The sequence below is a fragment of the Corallococcus sp. Z5C101001 genome, from assembly GCF_007352635.1.
GTDB lineage: Bacteria > Myxococcota > Myxococcia > Myxococcales > Myxococcaceae > Corallococcus > Corallococcus silvisoli.
Window position 1 is genome coordinate 159,784 of record NZ_VKLU01000017.1, and the last position, 25,351, is coordinate 185,134.

Consider the following 25,351-nt stretch of genomic DNA (forward strand, 5'->3'; position numbering starts at 1 on the left):
CAAGAGGGTTCGGTTGGACAGCTTCGTTCCGCGCCTGCCGGTCTTCGGACCGGTGCTGGATCCCTCCTGCACTTGCGCCAGACCTCTGAAGGGTGCGGCCATGCTCCGACCGTCTAGGGGCGGCATGAGCCCCAGGGAGCCACCTGGGGCTTGCCTGGGGGGCTGCTCCAGAGGATCCAGGATATATGCTCAATTATCGAAGATTTAATCTTAATCCGTTCGGATTAGAGCCATGTAGATTGAAAATAGTCCATGCCGGATCCATACTGCATTGCGTCAGCTCTTCGGAGAGGTGCGTCGATGCAGAAGTGGATGGCGATGGTCCTGCTGGTGGCGGTGGCGGTGGCGGGACTGGTGGTGGCCCCGGCGGCGCAGGTGAAGCAGGGCGGTCCCATCAACGCGGCGGACACGGCGTGGCTGCTCACGGCCACGGCGCTGGTGCTGCTGATGACGCCCGGCCTGTCGTTCTTCTACGGCGGCATGGTGCGGCTGAAGAACGTGGTCTCCACGCTGATGCAGAGCTTCATCGCGATGGCCGTCATCAGCCTGCTGTGGGTCGTCGTCGGCTTCAGCCTGTGCTTCGGCGACAGCTTCCACGGCCTCATTGGTGACCCGCGGACCTTCTTCATGTTCAGCGGCGTGGGCGGTGAGACCCACCCGGACCTGGCGCCCACGGTGCCGCTGCTGCTCTTCGCGCTCTTCCAGCTCAAGTTCGCCATCATCACCCCGGCGCTCATCACGGGCGCGTTCGCGGAGCGCGTGCGCTTCAAGGCGTACCTGCTCTTCATGGTGCTCTTCAGCCTCTTCATCTACGCGCCCCTGGCCCACTGGACGTGGCACCCGGATGGCTTCCTGCGGCAGTGGGGTGTGCTCGACTTCGCGGGAGGCACCGTGGTGCACATGTCCGCGGGGCTCGCGGCGCTCGCGGGCGCCATCGTCCTGGGCCGCCGTCAGGTGCACCTGACGCACGCCACGCACGCGCCCGCCAACGTGCCCTTCGTGATGCTGGGCACGGGCATGCTGTGGTTCGGCTGGTTCGGCTTCAACGCCGGCTCCGCGCTGTCCGCCTCGTCGCTGGCCACGCTCGCCTTCGCCACCACCAACACCGCCTCCGCCGCCGCGATGCTCGGGTGGATCGCCTTCGACTGGCTGCGCGGCCGCAAGCCCAGCGCCATGGGCGCCTGCGTGGGCGCGGTGGTGGGACTGGTCGCCGTCACGCCCGCCGCGGGCTTCATCACCGTGGGGCAGAGCATCCTCGTGGGCCTCGTCGCCAGCTTCGTCAGCAACGCCGCCGTACACTTCAAGAGCCGCACCGCGCTGGATGACACGCTGGACGTCTTCCCGTGCCACGGCCTGGGCGGCATGGTGGGGATGATCCTCACCGGCGTGCTGGCGAAGGACGTGGGCCTCATCCACGGCAACCCCCGCACCTTCCTCATGCACCTGCTGGCGCTGGTCGTCGTCTCCGTCTTCTCCTTCGTGGGCTCGTACCTCCTCTACAAGCTCGTCGACCGCATCGTCCCGCTGCGCGTCACCCGCGAACAGGAGGAGGAGGGCCTGGACCTGAGCCAGCACGGAGAGACCGTGGGCGAGGTCCCCACCGCGGCGCTGTCCGCACCGCCGCCCGCCGCGACCCCGTCCACCCCGACGGCCTCCACGCCGGAGCACGCCCCTCCTTCGGATCCCGTGCCCGCGTAGCCGGCCGGTCCGAATATCGCTGAAACACAGAAGGCTCCCTCGCCTCACGGCGGGGGAGCCTTCTTCCTTTCAGGCCTCAAGCCCCCGAAGGAGCGCCGCCTTCAGAACGCGCAGTCCTGTCCGCGCGTGGGCAGCGCGGACGCGGTGCCCGCCAGCCACGTGTCCAGTGCGCGCGCCGCCTCTCGGCCATCCGCGAGCGCCCAGACGATGAGGCTCGCGCCCCGGCTCGCGTCGCCCGCGCAGTAGACGCCCGGCGCGGAGGTGGCGAACTTCGCGTCCACGCGCACCGTGCCGCGCGGTGACAGCGCCACGCCCAGCTCCTCCTCCAGGCGCTCTGTCTGGGGCCCGGTGAAGCCCATGGCCAACACCAGCAGGTCCACGTCGAACACCTGCTCGGACCCCGGCACCTCCACCAGCTTCGGTACGCCGCCCGGCTCGCGCAGCACCTCCACCTGGATCGCGTGCAGCCGCTTCAGCTGGCCGTCCTGGCCCTCCAGCCGCTTGGTGAGCAGCGCGAAGGCCCGCTCGCCGCCCTCCTCCTGGCTGGACGACGTGCGGAACACCAGCGGCCAGCGCGGCCACGGGTTCTCCTTCGCGCGCACCGACGGCGGCGCGGGCAGCAGCTCCACCTGCATCACGCTCGCGGCGCCCTGGCGCAGGGCCGTGCCCAGGCAGTCCGAGCCCGTGTCTCCGCCGCCCAGGATGATGATCCGCTTGCCCTTCGCGTCCAGGCGCGCGTCCGTCGCCGCGCCCGCGGTGACGACCCGGTTCTGGTGCTCCAGGTAGTCCATCGCCTGCACCACGCCGGACAGCTCGCGGCCCGGCACGTCCAGCTCCCGTGCCCTCCGGGCGCCCATGGCCAGCACCACGCCGTCGTACTGCTCGCGCAGCGCGCGGTAGCCCGGCGTCACGGCGACGTCCTCGCCCGTGCGGAAGACGATGCCCTCCGCCTCCATCAGCGCGATCCTCCGGTCCAGCACCGACTTCTCCAGCTTGAAGTCCGGGATGCCGTAGCGCAGCAGGCCCCCCACTCGGGCGTCCTTCTCGTACACCGTCACGGCGTGCCCGGCCGCGTTGAGCTGCGCCGCCGCCGCGAGCCCCGCGGGCCCGGAGCCCACCACGGCCACGCGCTTGCCCGTGCGCCGCGCCGGAGGCCGGGCCTTCACCCACCCCTCCGCGAAGGCGCGCTCTGAAATCTCCTTCTCCAGCTGCTCGATGGTCACCGCGTCCCGGTCGATGGCCAGCACGCACGCGGCCTCGCACGGCGCGGGGCACAGCCGTCCGGTGAACTCCGGGAAGGAGTTGGTGCGGCTGAGCACCTGGTACGCCTCCTTCCACTGGCCCCGGTACACCGCGTCGTTGAAGTCCGGGATGAGGTTCCCCAGGGGACAGCCCTGGTGACAGAAGGGGACGCCACAGTCCATGCAGCGCCCCGCCTGCCGCTTCGCTTCCTCTGGCGCCAGCGGCAGGTGCAGCTCGCGCCAGTCCTCCAGGCGCTCCGCCTTGTCCCGCTTGGGTGCGGGGACGCGCGGCCACTCGACGAAACCCGTGGGCTTGCCCATGGCTCAGCTCCCCCCGCCGACGATGTGGAGCTGCTGGACGCCCGCGGTCGGAGGCGGCCTGCGCGCCGCGCGCCGCGCCTGGAGCACGCGCTTGTAATCAGTGGGCATCACCTTCATGAACTGCGGCACCATCAGCTCCCAGTTGTCCAGCACCCGCCGCGCCAGCGCGCTGCCCGTGTGGTGCAGGTGGCGTTCAATCATCCCGTGCACGAGCCAGATCTCCGACTCGTCCACCAGCGACTCCAGCTCCACCATCTCCAGGTTGCAGCGCTCGCGGAAGGTGCGCTCCCGGTCCAGCACGTACGCGGTGCCGCCGCTCATGCCGGCCGCGAAGTTGCGGCCCGTCTGGCCCAGCACCACCACCACGCCGCCCGTCATGTACTCGCACCCGTGGTCGCCCACGCCCTCCACCACCGCCTGCGCGCCGCTGTTGCGCACCGCGAAGCGCTCGCCCGCGAGGCCCCGCAGGTACACCTCGCCAGCCGTCGCGCCGTAGAGCACCGTGTTGCCCACGAGCACGTTCTCCTCGGAGGTGAAGCGGCTGCCCTCCGGCGGATAGACGATGACGCGTCCCCCGGACAGGCCCTTGCCCAGGTAGTCGTTGGTGTCGCCCTCCAGCTCCAGGGTCACGCCCGCCGCGAGGAACGCGCCGAAGCTCTGGCCCGCGGAGCCCTTCAGCTTCACCCGCAGCTTCCCGTCCGGCAGCCCCTGCGCGCCGTGGCGGCGGGCAATCTCGCCGGACAGCATCGCGCCCACCGCGCGGTGCGTGTTCGCCACCGGCAGCGTGAGCAGCAGCGGCGGCCCCCCCGCGAGCACGGACTGCGCCTTCGCGAGCAGCTCGTGGTCCAGGTGGTCCGCCACGTCCTTGCGGTGCGGCGCCTGACAGTGGCGCGGCTCGGTGGCCGGCGCGGCCGGCGCGGTGAGCAGCGCGGACAGGTCCACCTTGCGCGCCTTCCAGTGGTCCACCGCCGCGCGCTGGCGCAGCAGGTCCACCCGGCCCACCAGCTCATCCAGCCGGCGCGCGCCCAGCCTCGCCATCTGCCGGCGCAGGTCCTCCGCCAGCAGCAGGAAGAAGCTCACCACGTTCTCCGGCGTGCCCTGGTAGCGCTCGCGCAGCGCCGGGTCCTGCGTGGCGATGCCCGCCGAGCAGGTGTTGAGGTGGCACTTGCGCAGCATGATGCAGCCCACGGACACCAGGCTCGCGGTGGCGAGCCCGAACTCCTCCGCGCCCAGCAGCGCCGCCACCAGCACGTCGCGCGCGGTGCGCAGGCCGCCGTCCACCTGCACGCGGATGCGCGAGCGCAGGCCGTTGTGCACCAGCACCTGCTGCGTCTCCGCCAGCCCCAGCTCCCACGGCAGGCCCGCGTGCTGGAGGCTGGAGAGGGGAGAGGCGCCCGTGCCGCCCTCGTAGCCCGCCACCACCACGCAGCCCGCGCCCGCCTTGGCGACGCCCGCGGCGATGGTGCCCACGCCCACCTCGCTCACCAGCTTCACGCTCACGCGCGCCTTCGCGTTCACGGACTGGAGGTCGTAGATGAGCTGCGCCAGGTCCTCGATGGAGTAGATGTCGTGGTGCGGCGGCGGGGAGATGAGCGTCACGCCCGGGGTGCTCCAGCGCACGCGGGCGATCCGCTCATCCACCTTGTGGCCCGGCAGCTGGCCGCCCTCGCCGGGCTTGGCGCCCTGGGCCATCTTGATTTGAAGCTCGTCCGCGTTGACCAGGTACTCCGCGGTGACGCCGAAGCGCGCGCTCGCCACCTGCTTGATGGCGCTGCGGCGCGAGTCCCCGTTCGGCTCCTTCGCGTACCGGCGCGACTCCTCGCCGCCCTCGCCGCTGTTGGAGCGGCCCCCCAGCCGGTTCATCGCGATGGCCAGCGTCTCGTGTGCCTCCGCGCTGATGGAGCCGAAGGACATGGCCCCCGTGACGAAGCGGCGCGCCAGCTCCATCGCGGGCTCCACTTCCTCCAGCGGCACCGGCGTGCACCCGTCCGCCACCACGTCCAACAGGCCGCGCAGGTTGCTGTGCTCGCGCGTCTCGTCGTCCGCCAGCCGCGAGTACTCCTGGAACAGCGCCGCGTCGTCCGCGCGCACCGCCGCCTGGAGCTTCGCCACCGTCGCCGGGTTCCACTTGTGCCGCTCGCCCTGGCGGCGCCAGCGGAACTGCCCGCCCACCGGGAGCAGGTCCTCCTCTCCATCCGCCGCGGCGCCGAAGCCGCGCGCGTGCCGCTCGGACACCTCGCGCCCCAGCTCCGGAAGGCCCACGCCCTCCACGCGCGACGGCGTGCCGGTGAAGTGCTTCTCCACGAGCGAGCGCTGGAGCCCCACCGCCTCGAACAGCTGCGAGCCCCGGTACGACTGGAGCGTGCTGATGCCCATCTTGGACATCACCTTGAGCAGGCCCTCCTCCAGTCCGTGGAGGTACTGGGCCTGCGCCTTGTCCGCGTCCGCCTTCAGCTCGCCCGCGTCCGCCAGCGCGCGCAGCGTGTCCAGCGCCAGGTACGGGTTCACCGCGGACACGCCGTAGGCGAACAGGCACGCGAAGTGGTGCACCTCTCGCGCCTCCGCCGTCTCCAGCACCAGGCCCGTGTACATGCGCGTGCCGTCGCGCACCAGCCGCTGGTGCACCGCGGACACGGCCAGCAGCGCCGGGATGGCCGCGTGCGCCGCGTCCACGCCCCGGTCGCTCAGCACCAGGATGCTCGCGCCCGCGTCCACCGCGTCCACCGCCGCCATGCACAGCCGCTCCACCGCGACCTCCAGCGCCGTGGCCGCGCCGCCCGCATGCGGGTACACGAGGCTCAGCGTGCGCGGCTCGAACAGGCCGGTGTCGCCGCGCAGGTTCGCCAGCCGCGCCAACTGCCCGTTGGTGAGGATGGGGCCGGGCAGGGACAGCCGGTGGCACTGCTCGGGCGTCTCCTCGAAGGTGTTGCCCTCCGGGCCCAGCGCCGTGGCCAGCGTCATCACCAGCGCTTCGCGCAGCGGGTCGATGGGCGGGTTGGTCACCTGCGCGAAGAGCTGGTGGAAGTAGTTGAAGAGGGTGGGGGCCTGGTCGCTCAGCACCGCCAGCGGCGTGTCCGTGCCCATGGAGCCCGTGGGCTCCTTGCCCGTCTCCGCCATGGGCACGAGCGTCGTGCGCACGTCCTCGTCCGTGTAGCCGAACGCGCGCTGGAGCCGCCACAGCGCTTCGCCCTTCACGCGCGCGGGCGCGGGGACGGCGGGCAGGTCCTCGAAGGTGAAGACGTTGCGCTGGAGCCACCGGCGGTAGGGCCAGCGCGAGGTGATTTCGCGCTTCACCTCCTCGTCCTCCAGGATGCGCCCCTCGGTGGTGTCCACCAGCAGCATGCGGCCCGGCGTCAGCCGCCCCTTGCGGCGCACCTGCGACGAGGGCACGTCGATGACGCCCGTCTCCGACGCCAGGATGATGCGGTCATCCTCCGTCACCAGGTAGCGCGCGGGGCGCAGGCCGTTGCGGTCCAGCGTCGCGCCAATCAGCTGCCCGTCCGTGAACGCGATGGCGGCGGGGCCGTCCCACGGCTCCAGCAGGGACGCGGAGTACTCGTAGAAGGCGCGGCGCTCGTCGCCCATCTCCTTGTTCCCCTCCCACGCCTCGGGGATCATCATCATCATCGCGTGGGGCAGGGTGCGCCCGCCCAGGTAGAGCAGCTCCACCATGTTGTCGAACTGCGCGGAGTCGCTCTTGCCCGGGACGATGATGGGCCACAGCGGCTCCAGGCTCCCGCCCAGCTTCGCCGTCTGCAGCAGCCCGCGCCGCGCCGTCATCCAGTTGCGGTTGCCACGCAGTGTATTGATTTCGCCGTTGTGCGCGATGAAGCGGAACGGCTGCGCCAGCTCCCACGTGGGGAACGTGTTGGTGGAGAAGCGCGAGTGCACCAGCGCCAGCGCGCTGACGAACTCCGGGTGCCGCAGGTCCGCGTAGAAGCGCGGCAGCTGCCGGGGCAGCAGCAGCCCCTTGTAGATGAGCGTCTCCGACGAACAGCTGGCCACGTGGAAGCGCCCCTGGGGGTCCACGCCGCGCGCCTGCACGCGGTTCTCCACCAGCTTGCGGATCCGGTAGAGCTTGCGCTCGAAGGCGCTGGGCACCACGCGCCGGCGCGCGATGAAGAGCTGCCGGATGACCGGCGCCGCCTCCCGCGCGAGCGGCCCCAGCTCCTCCGGCGCCACCGGCACGTCGCGCCAGCCGAGCAGCCGCTGGCCCTCCTCCTCCACCACGTCCTCGAACAACGCCTCGCACGCGCGGCGCGCCTCGGGCTCCGGCGGCAGGAACACCTGCGCCACGCCGTACTGGCGGCGCGGCGGCAGTTCGAACCCCAGCCGGGGCGCTTCGTGGTTGAAGAAGCGGTGCGGCAACTGCACCAGGATGCCGGCGCCGTCACCCGTCTCCGGGTCTCGCCCCGCGGCGGCGCGGTGGCTGAGCCGGTTGAGCAGCTCCAGCGCGTCCTCCACGATGCCCCGCGAACGCTGCCCCCTCAGGTGGGCCACGAACCCCACGCCGCAGGCGTCGTGCTCGGTCTCCGGCTCGTACAACCCGTAGCGCGGAGGGCGGGTGAACGGCATCGTCTGGACCCCTTTCCCGCGTGACGCGGGAAGCCAAGCTGTGGAGCTTCCAGGCTAACGCGGCGTGTCGCACTCCGTAAAGACAGGGGGCATCAGGGGTTTGGTGGACCGCATGCAGGGGCGGCACGCGACCGGCTCCGCTGAGCGGACGACATTCGCCGTCAAGGGGGTTTCCGGATGCCGCGCTGCGTCCCATCCTCGGAGGGACCTTGGACCTGTTGCGGCGACTGAAGACGGAGACGCGCTCCCATCACGAGCGCACGGAGGGCGCGGTGCGGCTGATGGACGCGCACCTGACGCCCGCGGACTACCAGCGCCAGCTGGAGTCCTTCCATGGCTTCTACCTGCCGGTGGAGGCGCTGCTCGCCGGGCCCCTGTCAGCCCTGGAGCCCGCGCTGAACCTGCCAGCGCGCTGGAAGACGCCGCTCCTGGCGCAGGACCTGCGGGCGCTGGGGCACGACGCGGGCTCGCTCGCGCGGCTGCCTCGCGCCTCCCCGCTGCCGTCCCTGCCGGGGCTGCCCGAGGCGCTGGGGTGCGCGTACGTGCTGGAGGGCTCCACGCTGGGGGGCCAGCTCATCCTGCGCCACCTGACGCGGCACTTCGGTCCGGACGCGCGCGTGGGGAGCTTCGCCTTCTTCCGGGCCTACGGTGAGGAGGTGGGGCCCATGTGGCGCTCCTTCGGCGCCGTCCTCACCCAGGCGTCCGAACGGGCGGCCTCCTCCTCCTTCGACGCGGCCGTCGTGCAGGGCGCCCGCGACACCTTCGATGGCTTCGCCGCCTGGTTGACGCGGGACGCGGGGCCGCTTCAGGACACCGCGGGGACGCCGCCGCGCAGCATGAAGAACACCACCACGCCCGTCACCGACACGTAGAGCCAGATGGGCGCCAGCCACCGCGTCACCTTGCGGTGCCGGGCGAACTGCTGCCGCCAGGAGAAGTAGAAGGCCACGAGCGCCATGGGCAGCACTGGCATGGACAGGAGCACGTGGCTGGCCAGCAGCGTCAGGTACAGCCCCCGGAAGTCGCCCACGTAGCGCGTGTCCCCGTGCACGAAGTGGTACGCGAGGTAGCCCACCAGGAACAGCGAGGACGCGATGAACGCGCTCACCATCAGGTTCTGGTGCACGCGCCGCGCGCCGCGCTTGATGGCCACCCAGCCCCCCAGCAGCAGCGCCGCCGCCGTCGCGTTGAGGGTCGCGTTCACCGCCGGCATGAAGCGCAGGTCCACGCCCGCCGTCCCCGCGCCGCCACGCCGGATGAGCAGCAGCCACGCCAGGAGCGCCAGCGCCCCCGCGGACACCACGCCCGTGGCGATGAAGAAGGACCGGTCACTGGTCGAGGAGGACGACGGGGAAAGCCCGGAAGCGGCGTTGGACATGCCCCCCTTCTGGCTCGCGTCAGGGCCCACTTGCAACCGCTCCTCCGAGGTCGGCCGCACGTGGGCCTACATGTCGGGCGAATGGAATCGGTAAGGTCAACTGGATCTCAAACCGGAAATTCCTTCATACTCGAACACCAGTGCGTCACCCCCGACCCCCCTCTCGGAGGTTTCCCGTGTTCAGCGTGCGTTGCCTTGCCCCCCTGGCGAGCGCCGCCCTCCTGCTCGCCCTGCCCGCAGCCGCTGAAGAAGCGGTGTGCGCGCCCGTGGCGAAAGTCCCCCTGGAGCGGCACCTTCGACAGCTCTCTCTTGATTTGCTGGGACGTCCTCCGACGATGGAGGAGTACAAGACGTTCCAGGCCAAGGGCTCCGTCACCGCGGAAGACGTCCGCAAGATGATGGGTGACGAGTCCTTCTACGCCCGGATGCGCGAGTTCCACCGCGCGCTGCTGCGCTCCAACATCAACTCCAGCGTGCAGGCCAACGGCGACTTCCGCGTCTCCGGGACGCCGCTGAGCTTCGCCGGCAACAACTCCAACAGCCTGCGCGGCGGCCAGAGCCAGCGCTGTGACGGGGAGATTGAACAGGACAACTGCAAGGCGAAGCCGCAGGACGCGCACCAGGACAACTCCACGCCGCCCAACTGCCGCGACCCGCAGGGCGTGCCGCTGCCGGTCAGCTACGACTACGACCCGAACTACTACCAGTGCCGGCTGCTGGACGTGAACTCCACGGCGCCGGAGCTGAAGTTCGCGGACTGCAACGCGCTGAAGGCCGACGCGACGTACGGCAAGTACGTGAACTTCTGCGACAACCGCTTCCTCTCCAGCGCCAACAAGTCCGTGGGCTACCTGTGCCTGCCGGACCCGAGCAAGAACACCACCAACGTGCTGGTGCCTTCGCCGGCCACGGGCGTCATCACCGCGTGGGTGCACCCGACGCCGGAGACGAACCCCAGCCTGAAGCGGTTGGACCGCTGCGGCTTCACCATGGCGCAGCGCAGCGGCATCAACGGCACGTGGGTGCCGCAGCAGGGCTGCGTGCAGCGCGAGGGCTACGTCAACACGGCGGTGCAGCCCTACTGGTCCACCACCACGGACACCGTGAAGGTGTGCGCCGTGGAGGCGCAGAACCGCGCGACGAACCCGTACACCGGCGAGTCCTGTGAGACGGCGCGCTTCAACGGCGACCGCACCTGCGGCTGCGGCGACAAGATGCGCCGCTGCGAAATCGCGGAGGTGCACACCGCGCGCGTCACCGCCTTCAACGAGGAGCCGCTCTTCATCACGGACGCCGTGGTGCGCAACGACGAGCCCTACTTCAACATCCTCACCACCCGCCGCTCCTTCGTGAACGGCACGCTGTCGGAGTTCTTCCGCCAGCGCCAGGGCGTGGGCGTCTTCAGCATCAAGTCCCCCGCGGACACCGCCACGCTGCCCGCCGTGACGTACACGAGCGCCAACCAGTGGAGCGAGTACACCCGCGACACCACCCACTCCGGCGTGCTCACCACCCCGGCGTTCCTCTACCGCTTCCCCACGCAGCGCGCCCGCGTGAACGAGTTCTACGAGGCCTTCCTCTGCAAGCACTTCGCCCCGGCCGCGGACGCGTCGCTGCCGCCCCCGGAGGACGCCTGCAACCGCGAGAACAACCTGGCCAAGCGCTGCGGCTGCAACTACTGCCACGCCACCATCGAGCCCACGGGCGCGCACTGGGGTCGCTTCGCGGAGCGCTCCGCGCTGTTCCTGTCGCCGGACCAGTTCCCCCGCCTGGACGTGAAGTGCCGCGACTGCGCCATCGCCGGTGACACCAACTGCGGCGGCGAGTGCACCCAGTACGTCATGCAGGCCTTCGACGGCGACGGCGCCAACTCGCTGGGCCTCTTGAAGACCTACCTCTACCGCACCGCGGACGAGGAGAAGAACATCGAGGGCGGTCCGCAGACGCTCGTGCAGCGGATGATGGAGACGGGCGACCTGGAGCGCTGCACCGTCAAGCGCATCTGGAACGAGTTCCTGGGCCGGGCGATGACCGCCGAGGAGCAGCGGCTGTACCTGCAGACGCTGTCGCAGGACTTCGCCAAGAACAACCACAGCCTCAAGGGCCTCATCCAGCAGGTGGTGATGTCCGACGCGTACCGGAGGATCGACTGATGCGCCGCCTACTGTTGACCGCGCTGCTCGCGCTCGCCACGGGCTGCACCCAAGGCTCCGTGGACGCCCCCGCCAAGCCCGTCCCGCTGGATGCCCAGCTGGATCCGGTGCCCAACCCGCACGGGGACTCCACCCCCATCGACCCGCTGCCGGACCCGGAGGCCCAGGGCGGCAGCGTGGGCCGCGCCCCCCGGCGCCTCACCGTCGCGCAGCTCAAGGAGTCCATCAAGGTCGCCGTGGGCATGGAGTGGGATGAGCTGGAGGCCCGCGCCCAGTCGCTGGGCCGCGCCGACTACGCGCTCATCACCACGGAGAACACCGAGCCCAACCTCGTCTTCGCCCGCTTCCTGGACGACGGCGCGCGCAAGGTCTGCATCGCCCAGGCGCAGAAGGACATCGCGCAGACGGACGTGGCCCTGCGCACGCTGGGCCGCACGCTGCCCACGCCCATGAGCGACCTGACCAAGCTCACGGACGCGCAGGTGAACGAGACGCTGGTGTACCTGTCCACGCGCTTCTGGGGCGCGCCCCTGTCCGGCGAGGAGCTGTCGCGCTACGCGACGTTCTTCCGCAAGGCCGCGGCCCGTGCCGAAACCCTCAAGAAGCGCGACCAGGCGCTGGCGGTGGTCTGCATCGCCATGCTGACGGACTCGCGCTTCATCACCTACTGACCTTGACGGTGCCTGCGATGAAGAAGACGCCCCAAGACGACCTCTGCTGCCCCGAGCGCCGCACCTTCCTCAAGGCTGGAGCCGGCTTCATGGGCTCCCTGCTGCTGGGAGGCATCCCCTTCAAGGCCGTGGCCCAGGCGACCAACCTGGCGCCGCCCGACCGCTGCTTCGTCTTCGTGTATTTCAACGGAGGGTGGGATCAGCTGCTCGCGTTCGACCCGCGCGACCCGGCGGTGTTCACCGCGGACCGCGTCAGCGAGACGCGCATCATGCCGGGCTACAGCCTGCTCTCCACCGACTCGCGCTTCCAGCAGACGCCCATCATCCCCAAGGAGCGTCCGGGCGCCGGCCCCGCGACGATGACCTTCGGGCCCGCGGTGGGCGCGCTGTCGGACCACTACGACCTGATGACGGTGGTGCGCGGCATCAACATGAGCACGCTCACCCACGAGGTGGGCTACCGCTACTTCCTCACCGGGAAGATGCCCATCGGCAGCGCGGCGCGCGGCTCCTCCACCGCGACGGAGATCGTGGGCCAGATGAAGCCCACGGTGCCCATCCCGTCCATCGCCCAGGGCGTGGAGTCCTACAACGACCGCTACGGCGGCTACGCCAACGCGCTGCGCGTGAGCGGCCTGGCGGACCTGGTCCTCACGCTGGACCCGCCCGTGGCGGCCCGGCAGCTGGACAGCGAAATCGAGAAGAGCCTCATCGACCTGAACGGCATGCCCATCAGCTGCGAGGAGCAGGCGCTCACCGCGCGGGGCGTGGGCACGGCCTACGAGAGCAGCCGCACCCAGATGCAGACGGTGATGGAGAACAAGCTGTCGGACTCGTTCCGCTTCAACCTGGCGGCCAACCAGACCGTGCGCGACTTCTACGGGCTCAACAACCAGGCCTACCCGTACAACAGCGCCGCGGGCCGCGCCGCCATGGTGGCCACCGCCCTGAAGAAGGGCATCAGCCAGTGCGTGTCCATCAACCTGGCCGGCGGCCTGGACACCCACTTCGGCACGCAGGTCACCCAGGCAAGCAACCAGCGGGCGGGATTCGACGCGCTGAACCTGTTGGTGAATGATCTCCGCCAGACGTCGCACCCTGGCGGCGGCAACTTCATGGACCACACCACCATCCTGGTGTTCAGCGAGTTCGCGCGCACGCCCACCATCAACGCCACGGGCGGCCGTGACCACCACCTGTCCAACAGCTGCCTGATGATGGGCGCGGGCATCAAGCACAACCTCGTGGTGGGCCGCAGCGGCGACATCGGCATGTCGCCGGGCACGGTGGACCTGCGCACGGGCGCCAACGACCCCAACGGCTCCAACATCTTCCCCGAGCACATCATCGCCACGGTGCTGGCCTCGGCGAAGCTGGACTACAGCATCACGCGGGTGGACCCGCTGCGGTTCATCCTTGCCTGAACCTTGATGAGCACTCCCTCCTCGCGCCCCTCACCGCGCCACGGTTCCCCCGCCGTGGCGCGCTTCCTCCCCCCTTCGTTCCTGCTCTGCGCCGCGGTGCTGCTCTGCGCGTGCGGCGATGACGCCCCGCCGGGAAGTGACCCGGCGAAGCCCGCGGCGTTCACGGCCACCCAGGTCGCGGCGTCCCAGTCCCTGGCGGAGGCCCCTGGCTTCGCGGACCAGTCCGGCGGCGGCATCTTCGCCACCGCGGCGGGCGGCGCCGTGCGGCTGCGGCTGGATGGCTCGCGGGCCGCGCTGGAGCCGCACCCGCAGAACAAATCCGCGCTGGGCCAGGTGCGCGCCACCTTCCGCCTGGGGCCGCACAGCGCCCTGGTGGAGACGAACAGCGGCCTGTTCCTGGCGAACCAGGGCTGGCTCATCGAACCCTTGTGGCAGGAGGTGCTGGGCACCGGCATCGTCGCCACCGCGCAGACGGCGGACGGCGCCGCGTGGATCGCCCACCCCACGGGTCTCTACCAGATTCAAGGCGGCGTGCTCGCGTCGCTGAAGCTGTCGGGCCAGGCGCTCAGCGGCATCACCACGATGACGGCCGCGCCCGCGGAGGACGGCCTGCCGGGCCTGTGGTTCGCGCGCCAGGGCAAGCTGAACGTGGTGGTGGCCTCCGCGCCGGGCGTCTATCAGGTGCGCGGCACGGACGCGCCCCTGGGCACCGGGGAGACGGTGCGGACGCTCGCGGGGCTGGGCGCCGGCACGGGCAAGGCCGGTGAGGTGTGGCTGCTCACCAGCACCCGCGTGCTGCGCCGGAACGCCGACGGCTGGAGCACCGTGGGGCTGCCGTCGCTGCCGGATCAGCTGATGGGCGCGGGGCGCTACCTCTGGGCCCGCGCGGGCGACAAGCTCTTCACCTTCGACGCGGACCAGGGCCTCTGGGGCTCCGCGGAGGGGCTGCCGGCAGGCGCGCTGTCGCTCCTGGCGGTGGATGAGACGGGCTGCGCGTGGGTGCGCGTGGCCGACGCGGCGATGGCCGTCAGCCGGGCGCCGGTGCCGCGCGTGACGGGGATGCACCAGGGCATGCTGGTGGTGGAGGACGGGCTGGTGGTCCAGGCCCGCCTGCCGCCGGGCGCCGCCCCGCAGCGCGTCGTCTTCCAGCTGGAGGGTCAGGAGTTCGAGGCGACCGGGCCCGCGTACAGCATGGGCGGCCTGGAGGCGGACCATGAGACGCTCAAGGCGTTCTCCTTCGCCAGCCTGACGCCGGGCGGGCACACGCTGGGCGTGGTGTCCCGCTTCGCGGACGGCTCGGAGGCGCTCCGGCAGGTGCCCTTCACCTACCAGCCGCTCACCACCACCCCCAGCTACGCGCGCGACATCCGCCCCATCCACGAGGCCCGCTGCGCCAAGTGCCACACGACCAGCCCCGGCCGTCCGCTCAACACGTACGAGCTGTGGAAGTCCAACGCCCAGCTCATCAACGCGGCGGTGCGCGACCTGCGCATGCCCGCGGACGGGCCGTTGGATCCGCAGGGCATCGCCCTCATCCAGCGGTGGGTGTCGTCCGGCGCGCTCCCCTGACGCCCTCTTCGTGACTTCATTTTTCGAGGCACCCCCATGAAACGTCTCGCCCGCGCGACCCCCCTGCTCGCGCTGTTGACCCTGGCCTGTGATGACGGGCAGCGGCCCGCCGAGGTCCTGCCCTACGTGGGCCCGTGTGAAGGCCTCGCTCCGCTGACGCTGTCGGCGGAGCCCACGACGGTGCGCTCCGGCAGCGTGGCCACGCTGACGGCGGGTGGCGGCAGCGGCCACTACACCTTCCGCGCGGAGGCGGGCGGCTCCGCTGGCGACATGCGCGGCAACCGCTTCGTCGCGGGGCGCACGCCGGCGGACGACACGCTGACGGTGGTGGACGACCAGTGCGGCGGCACCGCGAGCGTGCGGGTGAAGGTGCTGGCGGGCTTCGGCGTCGCGCCCGCGCGGGCCATGCTGCGGCCGGGCGCGTCCTTCCAGATCGCCATCGACGGGCTGGTGGGCACGGCGTCCTTCACGCTCACCAGCAACGGCTCCGGCGCCACGCTCACCGACGCGGGCCTCTACACGGCGGGGCAGGTGGAGGCGCAGGACGTCCTCACCGTGCGCGACACGAAGTCCGGCGACGTGGCGGTGCTCCAGTACACCGTGAGCAAGGCCGCGAAGCTGGTGGGCGACCCGCAGTACCTGGCCCTCCCGTCGGGCGCGTCCGCGCCGCTGGGCACGGCGGGCGGCACGGACCGCGTGGTGTGGACGAAGAAGTCCGGCCCCGGCTCGGTGGTGAACGGGCGCGTGGTGGTGGAGGCGGGCGCCTCCGGCCTCATCTCCCTGGAGGCGAAGGACGCCTTCACCGGCGACGTGGCCCCCGTGGCGGTGCGCGTGCTGGATGAGCTGAAGCGGCCCCTGCTGGCGCACGGCCGGCTGACGGACGCGGCCACGATGGTGACCGCGGACTTCGACGGCGACGGCATCCAGGACCTGGCGGTGGGCCAGCGTGAGAGCGAGCTGTCGCGCCCCACGGGCGGCGCGGTGTTCATCTACAAGGGCAGCGCGTCCGGCCTGCCCTCGAAGCCCACCTGGGTGCTGACGGGCGAGACGGAGGGCGCGCTCTTCGGAGACATGCTGGCCGCGGGCGACCTGGACGGGGACGGGCGCGCGGACCTGGCGGTGTCGTCGCCGGGCGCGGACGTCACCATCGGCGACTCGGGCGCGGTGTACCTCTACACCTTCAAGTCGGGCCAGCCGCCCGCGCTGCTGCGGCCCGCGCTGACCGGCCTGGGCCGAGGCGGGTTCGGCACGGGTCTGGCCATCGCGGACGCGGACGGCGACGGCGACATGGACCTGTTCGTGGGCTCGCCCGCGGGCGACCTGTCCACCATCTCCGGCGTCAGCCGGCGCGGGGTGATCGACATCTTCCTGCTCGCCAAGAACCAGCCCGTCCCGGACCTGCCGGCGGTGCGGTTGGGCGGGCAGGACCTGCTGGTGGACGGCAAGTTCGTGCTGCGCAGCAACACGGAGCTGGGCCGCGCCATCGTGGTCGCGGACCTCAACGACGACGGCCGCCCGGACCTGGCGTCGCTGCACAAGCTGACCCGCTACAAGGCGGACGGCACCACCGACGGGCAGCAGATGGGCGTGGCGGTGTACTTCGCGCGCGCCACCGGGGCGCGCTACCGCTCCGCGCCGGACCTGTACGTGATGGCGTCCAACACCGCCGTGGAGGTCCTGGGCAACGAGGGCACCTGGCGCCTGGGCGCGATCCCCGCCGAGGGCAGCCGGCCTCCGCTCCTGCTGGTGATGGCGGACAAGGCGGACTCGCCGGACCTGAGCAAGGAGGGCGGCGTGGCGGCGCAGGTGGACGCGGGCGGGGCCTACCTGTTCGACCTGCGGGGCGCGACGCTGGTGGACGACCCGTCGCAGGCGGCGCCCGTGAAGGTGCCGCTGGCGGACGCGTACGCGCGCTTCTACGGCGACGCGCGCGGCATCACCGCGACCCGCAGCTGGGCGGTGATGGACGTGGACGGAACGGCGGGGCCGGAGCTGCTCCTGGGCGCGCCGTACGCGTCGGTGACGGCGGGCACGCAGACGCTGGGCAACGCGGGCAAGGTGCTGGCGTTCCCGCTGACGTCCCTGGCGAAGAACACGGTGATGAACAAGCCGCTGGTGGCGCTGGGCGGCGCCGCGAAGGCGGAGGTGCTGGGCGCGGGCCTCTCGGCCTGGACGCTGCCGTCGGGCACGGTGCTGGCGGGCTTCTCCGGCCGCGCCTCGTCCGCCACGGGCGCCTTCACCGGCCGCGTGGACGTCTACCAGAAGGCGGGCGCGAGCCTGTCCGAGTGGACGCGCAGCGGCCTGGAGGTGACGACGAAGGCCAGCATGGAGCGCTTCGGTGAAGGGGTGGCGCTGGCCCGGCTCAACGGCAAGGTGATGGCGCTGGTGGGCGCGCAGGGCTTCTCGGGCCCGGGCCCCAACAACGACGGCGCGGACCTCAACGTGGGCCGCGCGTACACCTTCGACACGGCCACGCCCGGGACGGCCACGGTGTCCGGCGAGGGCGCCAGCTCGCCCTGGTGGGGAGGCCGCAACGTGGGCGTGGACGTGGCCTTCACGGACTTCAACGGCGACGGGCGGCCGGACATGGTGGCGGGCTCCACCGCGCTGGTCATCCCCGGCACGGGGTCCGCCGCGTCGGAGAAGGATCCCTACGTGCAGAACGCGTGCATGCTGGCGGGCACGCAGACGCTGGGCGGCTTCCTGGTGTCGCTGGGACAGGCGGACGGCACCTTCAAGGCGGCCTACCGCGTGTTCGCGCCGTCCGTCGTCACCACCTGCGACGACCCGGCGGCGACCCGCTGCAAGCGCACCACCCTGGGCCGCAACGTGGTGGGCGGCTTCGACTTCAACGGCGACGGCAAGCAGGACGTGGCCGTGCTGCGCGACCGCGGCTTCGACCTGTTCCTGGGCCGCGCGCCGGATGACGCCTCGCTCGCGAAGCTCACCCTGGCCTGTGACGCCCTCTACTCCTGGCCGTCCACGCCCGTCGTCTGGCCCCCCACCCAGTGGAACACCACCGCGCTGCCGCAGACCTCCGCGCCCGCGGCCCTGGGCGACCTGAACGGGGACGGCTGCGACGAGGTGGCGTGGCGCTATTCGGACGGCTCGCACTCGGGCGTGGTCATCCTCTATGGCTACGACCCGGGTGGCAGCCGGTGCGGAGGCCGCACGGCGGCATCCATGGTGCGCATCGCCGCTGACGCGGAGGTGGGCCGCGCGCTGATGAACCTGGGCGTGGCCTCCACGCGCGCGGGCCGCTTCCTGGGCGACACGCGGGACTTCATCGCGGTGTCGGCCAACAACTACCTCGTGGACGGCGTGAGCCAGCCCGCGGTGCTGCTCTTCGACATCGCGAAGCTCAACGGGCTCAGGCCCACGGCGGGTGAGGTGCTGGTGGACGCGCTGAGCGCCACGCTGGCGCCGCCCAACCTGACGTACCGCGCCCGCGCGGTGACCTTTGGCACGGCGCTCTCGGGCGGCAAGGACCTGAACGGCGACGGGGTGCCGGACCTGTGGGTGGGCGCGCCGGGCGCGTCGGTGGCCTCGGACGGCGAGGGCGCGGCGTTCCTCTTCGCCGGCGGCACGAAGTCGCAGGGGCCGCTGTCGCCCTTCCTGCTCGTGGTGGGCGACGGCGCGGAGCGCAGCTCGCTCGGTCAGTCCATCGCGGTCGTCCCTGGCAGCGGAGGCTCGCCGCCGACGGTCGTCATCGGCGCGCCGAAGAGCTACCGCACCGGCACGCAGAACGGCACCGCGTTCTCGCTGCCCCTGCCCTTCTGACGCGGGGGCGGCGCTTCACCCCGGGGTCGCTTCCGGAGGCGCCTTCGCCTCCGGGGCCTCGCCGCGGTTGGCGAGCGCCGCCGCGGTGAGGATGAGCATGCCGCCCGCGAGCAGTGCGGGCGTGAGCGGCTCACCCAGCAGCGCGACGCCCAGCGTCACCGCCACCAGCGTGTCCAGCAGGGCCATGGCGCCCAGGGCCGCCAGGGAGATGCGCGGCAGCAACCAGTACAGGCACTGGTACGTGAGCACCGTCCCGCCCAGCGCCAGGTACAGGAGCGCGCTCACCGAGCGCGTGGTCCAGTGCGCCGGCTGATTCCACTCGGTCATCGCGGAGGCGGACAGCAGCAGCACCGCGCTGCTCAAGGACTGCACCATGGTGAGCAGGTGCGGCGGCACGTGCGTCATGTGCTGGCGCACCAGCACGTTGGCCACCGCCACGGACGCCGCCGCGCCCAGCGTCATCGCGCAGCCAAGCAGCACCATGCCGGAGAAGCTGAGCGAGGCGAGCTCCTGGTGCTGGAGCGCCACCACGCCGGTCAGGCCCAGGCCCGCGGCGAGGAGCTTGCGCCCGGTGAGCAGCTGATCAGGAACCAGCACGCGCCCCACCACCAGCAGCCACACGGGGAAGGTGGAGAAGAGGAGCGCGGCCCAGCTGGACGGGATCCACTGCTGCGCCACGAAGAGCATCCCGAAGGGCAACGCGAGCTGGAGCACGCCCAGCCCCGCGATGCGCCACCCGGTGCCGTTGCCCAGCGCCGCGCCGCGCGAGCGCGCGAAGGGCAGCAGCGCCAGCCCGGCCACGAGCATGCGCGTGCCCACGAAGCGCAGCGGTGGCAGGTCCTCCAGCCCCACCTTCACCGCGGCCCAGGTGGAGCCCCAGAGGATGAAGCAGGTGGCGTAGGCGAGGGACACCTTCCATCGCGGCGCGGACTGCACGGGGAGGCTCACGGCGGGTGCGGACGACATGGCCCGGGGGCACTAGCACGCGCCAGGGCCCTTCGGGGAGACATCCGTTCAGGGCGCGACGCGGAAGCAGGCGACTCACTCCGCCGGCAGCACCTGCTTCACGCGGAGCGCGGGCGCGAACAGGTCTCCTACCGCGTCCAGGCGCTTCTTCAGCGTCTTCAGGCGGAAGCGGTGGGGGTCCAGGCGGCCGTTCACCTCGCTCCAGGCGAGCGGCGCGGAGAAGGGCGCGTCCTCCACTGCGCGCAGCGAGTAGGGCGCCACCACCGTCTTGCCGCGCGCGTTCTGGCCCGCGTCCAGGTAGAGCCGGCCCTCGCGGTCGCGGACGGAGCGCTTCGTGGTGGCGATGCCGCCCAGGTCCTCCTCCAGCTCACGCACCCGCGCGTCCGCGAACGCCTGGGTGCGCGCGTAGGTGTGGCCCGGCGCCAGCGGCACCAGCACGTGCAGGCCTCGCTTGCCGGAGGTCTTCGGGAAGGACTCCAGGCCCAGCTCCTCCAGGCGGGCGTGCAGGGCCTTGGCCACCTTCACCAGGTCCTTCCAGCCGCCGACGCCGGGGTCCAGGTCGAACACCACGAAGTCCGGCTGCGCCAGCCGGGGCGCGTGGCTCAGCCACATGTGCAGCGTGAGCGCGGACTGGTTGGCCAGCCACAGCAGCGCGGCCGTGCTCTTCACGTTCACGTGGCGCAGCGTCTTCGCTTCGTGGCGCACGCGCAGCGTGGGCAGCCACGGGGGGATGCCGGACAGCTCATGGCGGAAGAAGCCCGGGGCCTCGATGCCCGCGGGCCACTGCTGGTGGGCCAGGGGACGATCCGCGAGCACGGGCAACAGCAGCGGTGCCACGTCCCGGTAGTACGCGAACACATCCGCCTTCGTCAGGCCGGCGCCGGGGAACAGCACGCGGTCGCCGTGCGTGAGATGCACCTGCGGGGCGCGCCCGGACACCTCGCGTTCGGGCTTCGTCGTGGTGCGAGCGGAGACCCGCGCCGGAGCCCGACGCGAGCCCCGGCGGGCCGAGCCTTCGACAGGGGCGGGGTGTTCCCGCACGACCTCCTGGGGAACCTTGTCGCCGCGCAGGCCCTGGAACACGGGTTGGCGCAGGCGGCCGTCCTTCGTCCACTCGGTGAACCGCACCTGGGCCACGTACTTCGGCTTCACCCAGACGGTGTCCGTGTTCGCGGGCGCATCCACGGCGGCGGACTTCTTCACGCGCGAGGCGTCCAGCAGCCCGCGCAGCTCGCGGCGGTCCTCGGTGGTGTAGCCCGTGCCCACCTTGCCCACGTCGTGGTAGCCGCCCCGGCCGCGCACGCCCACGCGCAGCGCGCCGATCTCCGACTTCGCCCGGGCGTTCTTGATGGGCAGGTAGCCGAGGATGACGACCTCCTGGCCCGCGACCACCTTCAGCTTCAACCAGTCGCCAGAGCGCGTGCCGGTGTAGGGCGAGTCCCTGCGCTTGGCGATGATGCCCTCCCAGCCCTTGCGGCGCGCTTCCTGTAGGGCCCGCGACAAGGGCAGGTCCAGCTTCTCGGAGAGCTGAAGCGGGAGCGCCGCGTGCGCCATCAGCTTCTCGAGCCGGGCGCGGCGTTCCCCATAGGGGCGCTGGCGCAGGTCCTCGCCGTCCAGCCACAGCAGGTCGAACACCCGGAGGCGCTGCTCCGTGTCCGCCTCCGCGTGCTGGAGGAGCTGGAAGCTGGAGCGCCCCTTCGCGTCGAGCGCCACGATCTCCCCATCCAGCACCAGGTCGCGCGCGGGCAGCTCGCGCAGTGACGAGGTGAGCCGGGGGAAGCGGCTCGACAGGTCGTTGCCCCGGCGGCTCTGGAAGGCGCTCTTGCCGTGCGTGGAGGCGAACATGGCGCGGAAGCCGTCGTACTTCACCTCGTAGGCGTGCGTTTCGTCGTGCACCTCGTCGGAGACGGCCAGCCGCGCGAGCATGGGAGGCCACACCCGCTTCAACAGCGCCTCCGGCGTCGCCGGCGCGCGGGCGGACCTGGCGGGAGCGCGGACGGCCTTCCTGGCGCGCGCCACGCCGGGCTTGCGTGGCCCCTGCGTGCGCACCTGGCCGCTCTTCACGGACTCGGGGCGCTCCACGGTGATGTCGGAGCCAGGGCGGGCGAAGGCATCCTTCGCCTTGAAGAAGAGCCACTGTGCCTTGCCGCTTCGGGGACGGGTGCGCACCAGGTGCCAGCGCCCGTTCAGCTTCGCGCCGTGGAGCACGACCTCCAGGTGGCCACGCTTCAACTGGGCTTCGGCGTCGCCGGGTGGGACCGTCTCGAAGGTGCCGGACTCCCAGAGCAGCGAGTCGCCCCCGCCGTACTGTTCATCCGGGATGTGGCCTTCGAAGTCCGCGTAGGAGCGCGGGTGGTCCTCCGTCTGGACCGCCAGCCGCTTCACCGCGGGGTCCTGGCTGGGTCCCTTGGGGATGGCCCAGCTCACCAGCACGCCGCCGATCTCCAGGCGCAGGTCGTAGTGCAACCGGGTGGCGTCATGCTGGTGCACCACGAAGCGGGGGGCGCTCTCGCTGGGTGCGCCCACGTCCGGCGAGGGCTCCGGCGTGCGGTGGAAGTCCCGCTTCATCCGGTAGCGGCGCAGACGCTTCTGTGTCTGGGAGGTCTTCACCCTCCAACGCTCTGCACAGGAGGGTGGGCGCGCAATTCCTCGTGGCGGCGGGCGGGGGACCAGGAGGGCAGGCGCTCCGGGAGGTGGGGGCTGCTTGTCCGGGGCCATGGACGTGCACGGGCTCGCGACCGACCGCCTGCCCTGGGGGCGGCGGAGGGGTGGGTGCGCGGAAAGGCGGTTGGTTCCGGGAGGAGGGCGCCCCACATTGACCGAGCCTTCACATCCGCCTGTTTCACTCGCCCGTTTCACTCACCTGGAGGAGGCGCCGATGGCCGACAAGTCCGAAGTGGCTCGCTTGCACAGCCTGGCCCAGCTCGACGCGGACGCCGTGGGCGCGTACGACGTCGCCATCGCGCGCATCGGGCCGGCGCTGGTGCGCGAGCGCCTCAACAGCTTCCGCGCGGACCACCTGCGGCACGTGCAGGACCTCAACACGCTCATCCGCCACTTCGGGGGGGACCCGGTGACGCTGCGGCCCGACCTGAAGGGCTCCGCGATGAAGAGCCTGACGGCGATGACGGGACTGATGGGGACGGAGGCCACGCTGTGGGCCATGCTCGGCAACGAGGAGCTGTTCGACCGGGCCTATGAGCTGGCGCTCCAGTTCGAGTGGACTCCGGAGGTGAAGGCCCTCATCCACCAGCACCGCGAGGACGAGCGGCGGCACGGCACGTGGATCCGCGACGCGGTGCGCACCCGTCCCTGGGCGGAGGGCCGCGCGCCCCTCATGGACGGTGCTGAACTGGGCGCCTGAGCTGCTTCCGCGCCCCGCCGGGAACTGGCATACGCTGCCGCGCGTGAGCGACATCACAGTCTACCAACCTGACTTCCTCTTCGCGGAAGGGCGTTTCCACGAAGGCCGCGCGCTGGCGGTGGGCGCGGACGGCCGAGTGCTCGACAAGGTGCCTCCGGACGCGCGCGTGGAGCGGCTCGCGGGCCGGGCGTTGCTTCCGGGACTCGTCAACGGCCACTCGCACGCCTTCCAGCGGCTCATCCGGGGGCGCACCGAATACGTGGCGTCCGGCCGGGGGCAGGACGACTTCTGGTCCTGGCGCGAGGCGATGTACCGCGCCGCGGAGGCCCTCACGCCCGAGGAGGTCTACGCCGCCTCCCGGCAGGTGTTCGTGGAGATGGCGCTCGCGGGCATCACCGCGGTGGGCGAGTTCCACTACCTGCACCACCAGTCCGACGGGACGCCCTACGCGGACCGCAACGCCCTGGCGCACGCGGTCATCCGCGCGGCGACGGACGTGGGGCTGCGCATCTGTCTGCTGCGGGTGGGCTACGCGCGCGCGGGCTTCAACGTGCCGGCGAACCCGCGCCAGCGCCGCTTCATCGACGCGGACGTGGACACGTTCCTCGCCACCACGCAGGACCTGGCCCAGGCGGTGCGTGGCGACGCACGGGTGAACGTGGGGCTCGCGCCGCACAGCGTGCGCGCGGTGTCGCGCGACTGGTTGGAGCAGGTGGCCCGCGCCGCGCCCGCTGTCATGCCCATCCACATGCACGTGGCGGAGCAGCCCAAGGAGATTGAAGCGTGCCTGGCGGAGCACGGCCGCCGTCCCGTGGAGCTGGTGTCGGACGTGGGGCTGCTGGGGCCGCGCTTCACGGCGGTGCACGGGGTGCACCTGACGGACGACGAGGTGGCGCTGCTGGGCCGCGCGGAGGCCACGGTGTGCGCGTGCCCGTCCACGGAGCGCAACCTGGGGGATGGCATCGTGCCTGCGGACGCGCTGGTGAAGGCCGGGGCGCGCGTGAGCTTCGGTTCGGACAGCCAGACGACCGTGGACCTGCTGGAGGAGGCGCGGCAGCTGGAGCAGCACCTGCGCCTGGTGCGTCTGCGCCGCGCGGTGTTGGATCCGGGGACGGGGACGTTGGACGGGCTGGCGGCGCGGCTCTTCGACATGGCCACGGTGCAGGGCGCGCGGAGCCTGGGGATGGACACGGGCGCGTTGGCGCCGGGCGCGCCCGCGGACTTCTTCACGGTGGATCTGCATCACCCGTCGCTGGTGGGCGCGGGCCTCGCGTCGCTGCTGCCGGGCATCGTCTTCGGGGCGACGGCGGGAGCGGTGCGCGAGGTCGCCGTGGCGGGCCGGTGGGTGGTGCGGGACGGCCGGCATCCGCTGATGGACGAGAGCGGCCGGACGTTCCAGCAGCTCGCCCGGCGTCTTTATCCGTGAGGGTGACAGGCGGCCTCGATATGGAGGACCGCCCGAGGCGTTGAAGGCCAGGATGTAGGCTTCCGCGGGAGGATGTGGATGCGTTCAGGACAGTGGCTGTCGCTCGTGGTGCTGATGGGGCTGGCGGTGGGCTGCGCCGGGCGGCAGGACCTGGAGACGCCCGACTACGAAGCCATCTACGACGCGCCGCTGGAGGAGATGTGGCCCGCGGTGCGGGAGTACTTCACGGACGCGCACCTGCCCTACCGTCAGGACCGGGGCAGTCTGGTGTTGGAGACGGATTGGAAGCAGGAGTTCGGTGGCTCGAAGATCGCTGGCTACTGGCACCGGTACATGGTCGTCGGCAAGCGCGAGACGCCGACCAAGAGCAAGTTGTTGATCATCCGCATCACCAAGTCGGTGAACAAGGCGTTGGCCCTGCCCGGACGGCAACTGGACTGGGGCGTCGGCCGGGGACTTGGCGGCGACCCTTCCACACGAGACACCGGAGCCCCGGGGGATCCGTCCTCGACCGCGAGCGGCGCGTACGGCGTCTCCATCGAGGATGACGAGGACCGGCTGGCCTTCCCCGTGGGGGAGAACGCCTTCTACGTGGACTCGGGGCAGGGGACGCGAGACCTGACGATGGAGTGGCGGGTCTTCCGAGGCGTCGCGCCGAAGCTGGCGAAGAAGCAGCAGGTGAGCGCGGAGCAGCAGGTGGCGCGAGCACCGGACGCGAAGGAGACGCCAGCGTTCACCGAGTGCGGGCAGTCCATCCTCGGACTGAAGAAGCAGGCGAAGGTGGG

General features: G+C 71.6%; 14 protein-coding genes and 1 pseudogene. 10 read left to right on the top strand and 5 right to left on the bottom strand.

The window, feature by feature from the left end; all coding sequences use genetic code 11:
• The first annotated feature begins 300 nt into the window (after positions 1-300).
• Positions 301-1,698 (top strand): ammonium transporter, encoded by a 1,398-nt coding sequence (locus FOF48_RS32160; protein ID WP_143908047.1) that lies wholly within the window; start codon positions 301-303, stop codon positions 1,696-1,698.
• A gap of 101 nt (positions 1,699-1,799) precedes the next feature.
• Here FOF48_RS32160 and FOF48_RS32165 read toward each other — a convergent pair whose 3' ends face one another.
• The gene (locus FOF48_RS32165) at positions 1,800-3,260 is read right to left on the bottom strand and encodes a glutamate synthase subunit beta (RefSeq protein ID WP_143908049.1); all 1,461 of its coding nucleotides are present in this window, start codon (positions 3,258-3,260) and stop codon (positions 1,800-1,802) included.
• Positions 3,261-3,263: 3 nt separating this feature from the next.
• Positions 3,264-7,835: a glutamate synthase large subunit gene (gene gltB / locus FOF48_RS32170; RefSeq protein ID WP_143908051.1), complete on the bottom strand. Its 4,572-nt coding sequence runs from the start codon at positions 7,833-7,835 to the stop codon at positions 3,264-3,266.
• A gap of 209 nt (positions 7,836-8,044) precedes the next feature.
• Between gltB and FOF48_RS32175 the strand changes: the two genes are divergently transcribed.
• Entirely contained in the window at positions 8,045-8,707 is a 663-nt protein-coding gene (locus tag FOF48_RS32175; RefSeq protein ID WP_255442903.1) for a biliverdin-producing heme oxygenase, read from the top strand.
• Here FOF48_RS32175 and FOF48_RS32180 read toward each other — a convergent pair.
• A complete protein-coding gene (locus FOF48_RS32180) occupies positions 8,641-9,213 on the bottom strand; it encodes a DUF420 domain-containing protein (RefSeq protein WP_143908053.1) in 573 nt (190 codons plus the stop codon). The two genes, FOF48_RS32175 and FOF48_RS32180, sit on opposite strands and share 67 nt — an antisense overlap.
• A 335-nt stretch (positions 9,214-9,548) precedes the next feature.
• Between FOF48_RS32180 and FOF48_RS32185 the strand changes: the two genes are divergently transcribed.
• The 5 genes from FOF48_RS32185 to FOF48_RS32205 are packed head-to-tail and all read left to right on the top strand — an operon-like array spanning position 9,549 to position 18,810.
• The gene (locus tag FOF48_RS32185; protein ID WP_255442909.1) at positions 9,549-11,366 is read left to right on the top strand and encodes a DUF1585 domain-containing protein; all 1,818 of its coding nucleotides are present in this window, start codon (positions 9,549-9,551) and stop codon (positions 11,364-11,366) included.
• Positions 11,366-12,037: a hypothetical protein gene (locus tag FOF48_RS32190; RefSeq protein ID WP_143908057.1), complete on the top strand. Its 672-nt coding sequence runs from the start codon at positions 11,366-11,368 to the stop codon at positions 12,035-12,037. The genes FOF48_RS32185 and FOF48_RS32190 overlap by 1 nt, the downstream gene beginning before the upstream one ends.
• Before the next feature lie 17 nt (positions 12,038-12,054).
• Positions 12,055-13,461, top strand: a complete 1,407-nt coding sequence (locus FOF48_RS32195) for a DUF1501 domain-containing protein (RefSeq protein ID WP_143908059.1) — start codon at positions 12,055-12,057, stop codon at positions 13,459-13,461.
• Between the two features lie 54 nt (positions 13,462-13,515).
• A complete protein-coding gene (locus tag FOF48_RS32200; RefSeq protein ID WP_255442904.1) occupies positions 13,516-15,030 on the top strand; it encodes a hypothetical protein in 1,515 nt (504 codons plus the stop codon).
• Positions 15,031-15,066: 36 nt separating this feature from the next.
• Complete coding sequence (locus tag FOF48_RS32205; protein WP_143908063.1) at positions 15,067-18,810, top strand: FG-GAP-like repeat-containing protein; 3,744 nt, start codon at positions 15,067-15,069, stop codon at positions 18,808-18,810.
• 15 nt (positions 18,811-18,825) lie between these two features.
• On the opposite strand, the gene FOF48_RS32210 is transcribed toward FOF48_RS32205, so the two are convergent.
• Together FOF48_RS32210 and ligD are read right to left on the bottom strand one after the other, a co-directional pair.
• Positions 18,826-19,776: a DMT family transporter gene (locus tag FOF48_RS32210; RefSeq protein WP_143908065.1), complete on the bottom strand. Its 951-nt coding sequence runs from the start codon at positions 19,774-19,776 to the stop codon at positions 18,826-18,828.
• Between the two features lie 75 nt (positions 19,777-19,851).
• Positions 19,852-22,386, bottom strand: coding sequence for a DNA ligase D (ligD, locus tag FOF48_RS32215; protein WP_255442905.1), 2,535 nt, complete (start codon positions 22,384-22,386; stop codon positions 19,852-19,854).
• A gap of 268 nt (positions 22,387-22,654) precedes the next feature.
• Between ligD and FOF48_RS32220 the strand changes: the two genes are divergently transcribed.
• The 3 genes and pseudogenes from FOF48_RS32220 to FOF48_RS32230 form a co-directional block, all read left to right on the top strand.
• Entirely contained in the window at positions 22,655-23,140 is a 486-nt protein-coding gene (locus tag FOF48_RS32220; protein WP_143908067.1) for a ferritin-like domain-containing protein, read from the top strand.
• A 43-nt stretch (positions 23,141-23,183) separates the two neighbouring features.
• Positions 23,184-24,566, top strand: coding sequence for a formimidoylglutamate deiminase (gene hutF, locus FOF48_RS32225; RefSeq protein WP_143908069.1), 1,383 nt, complete (start codon positions 23,184-23,186; stop codon positions 24,564-24,566).
• 78 nt (positions 24,567-24,644) lie between these two features.
• Positions 24,645-25,351: pseudogene (locus tag FOF48_RS32230) on the top strand (hypothetical protein); the annotation flags it as partial.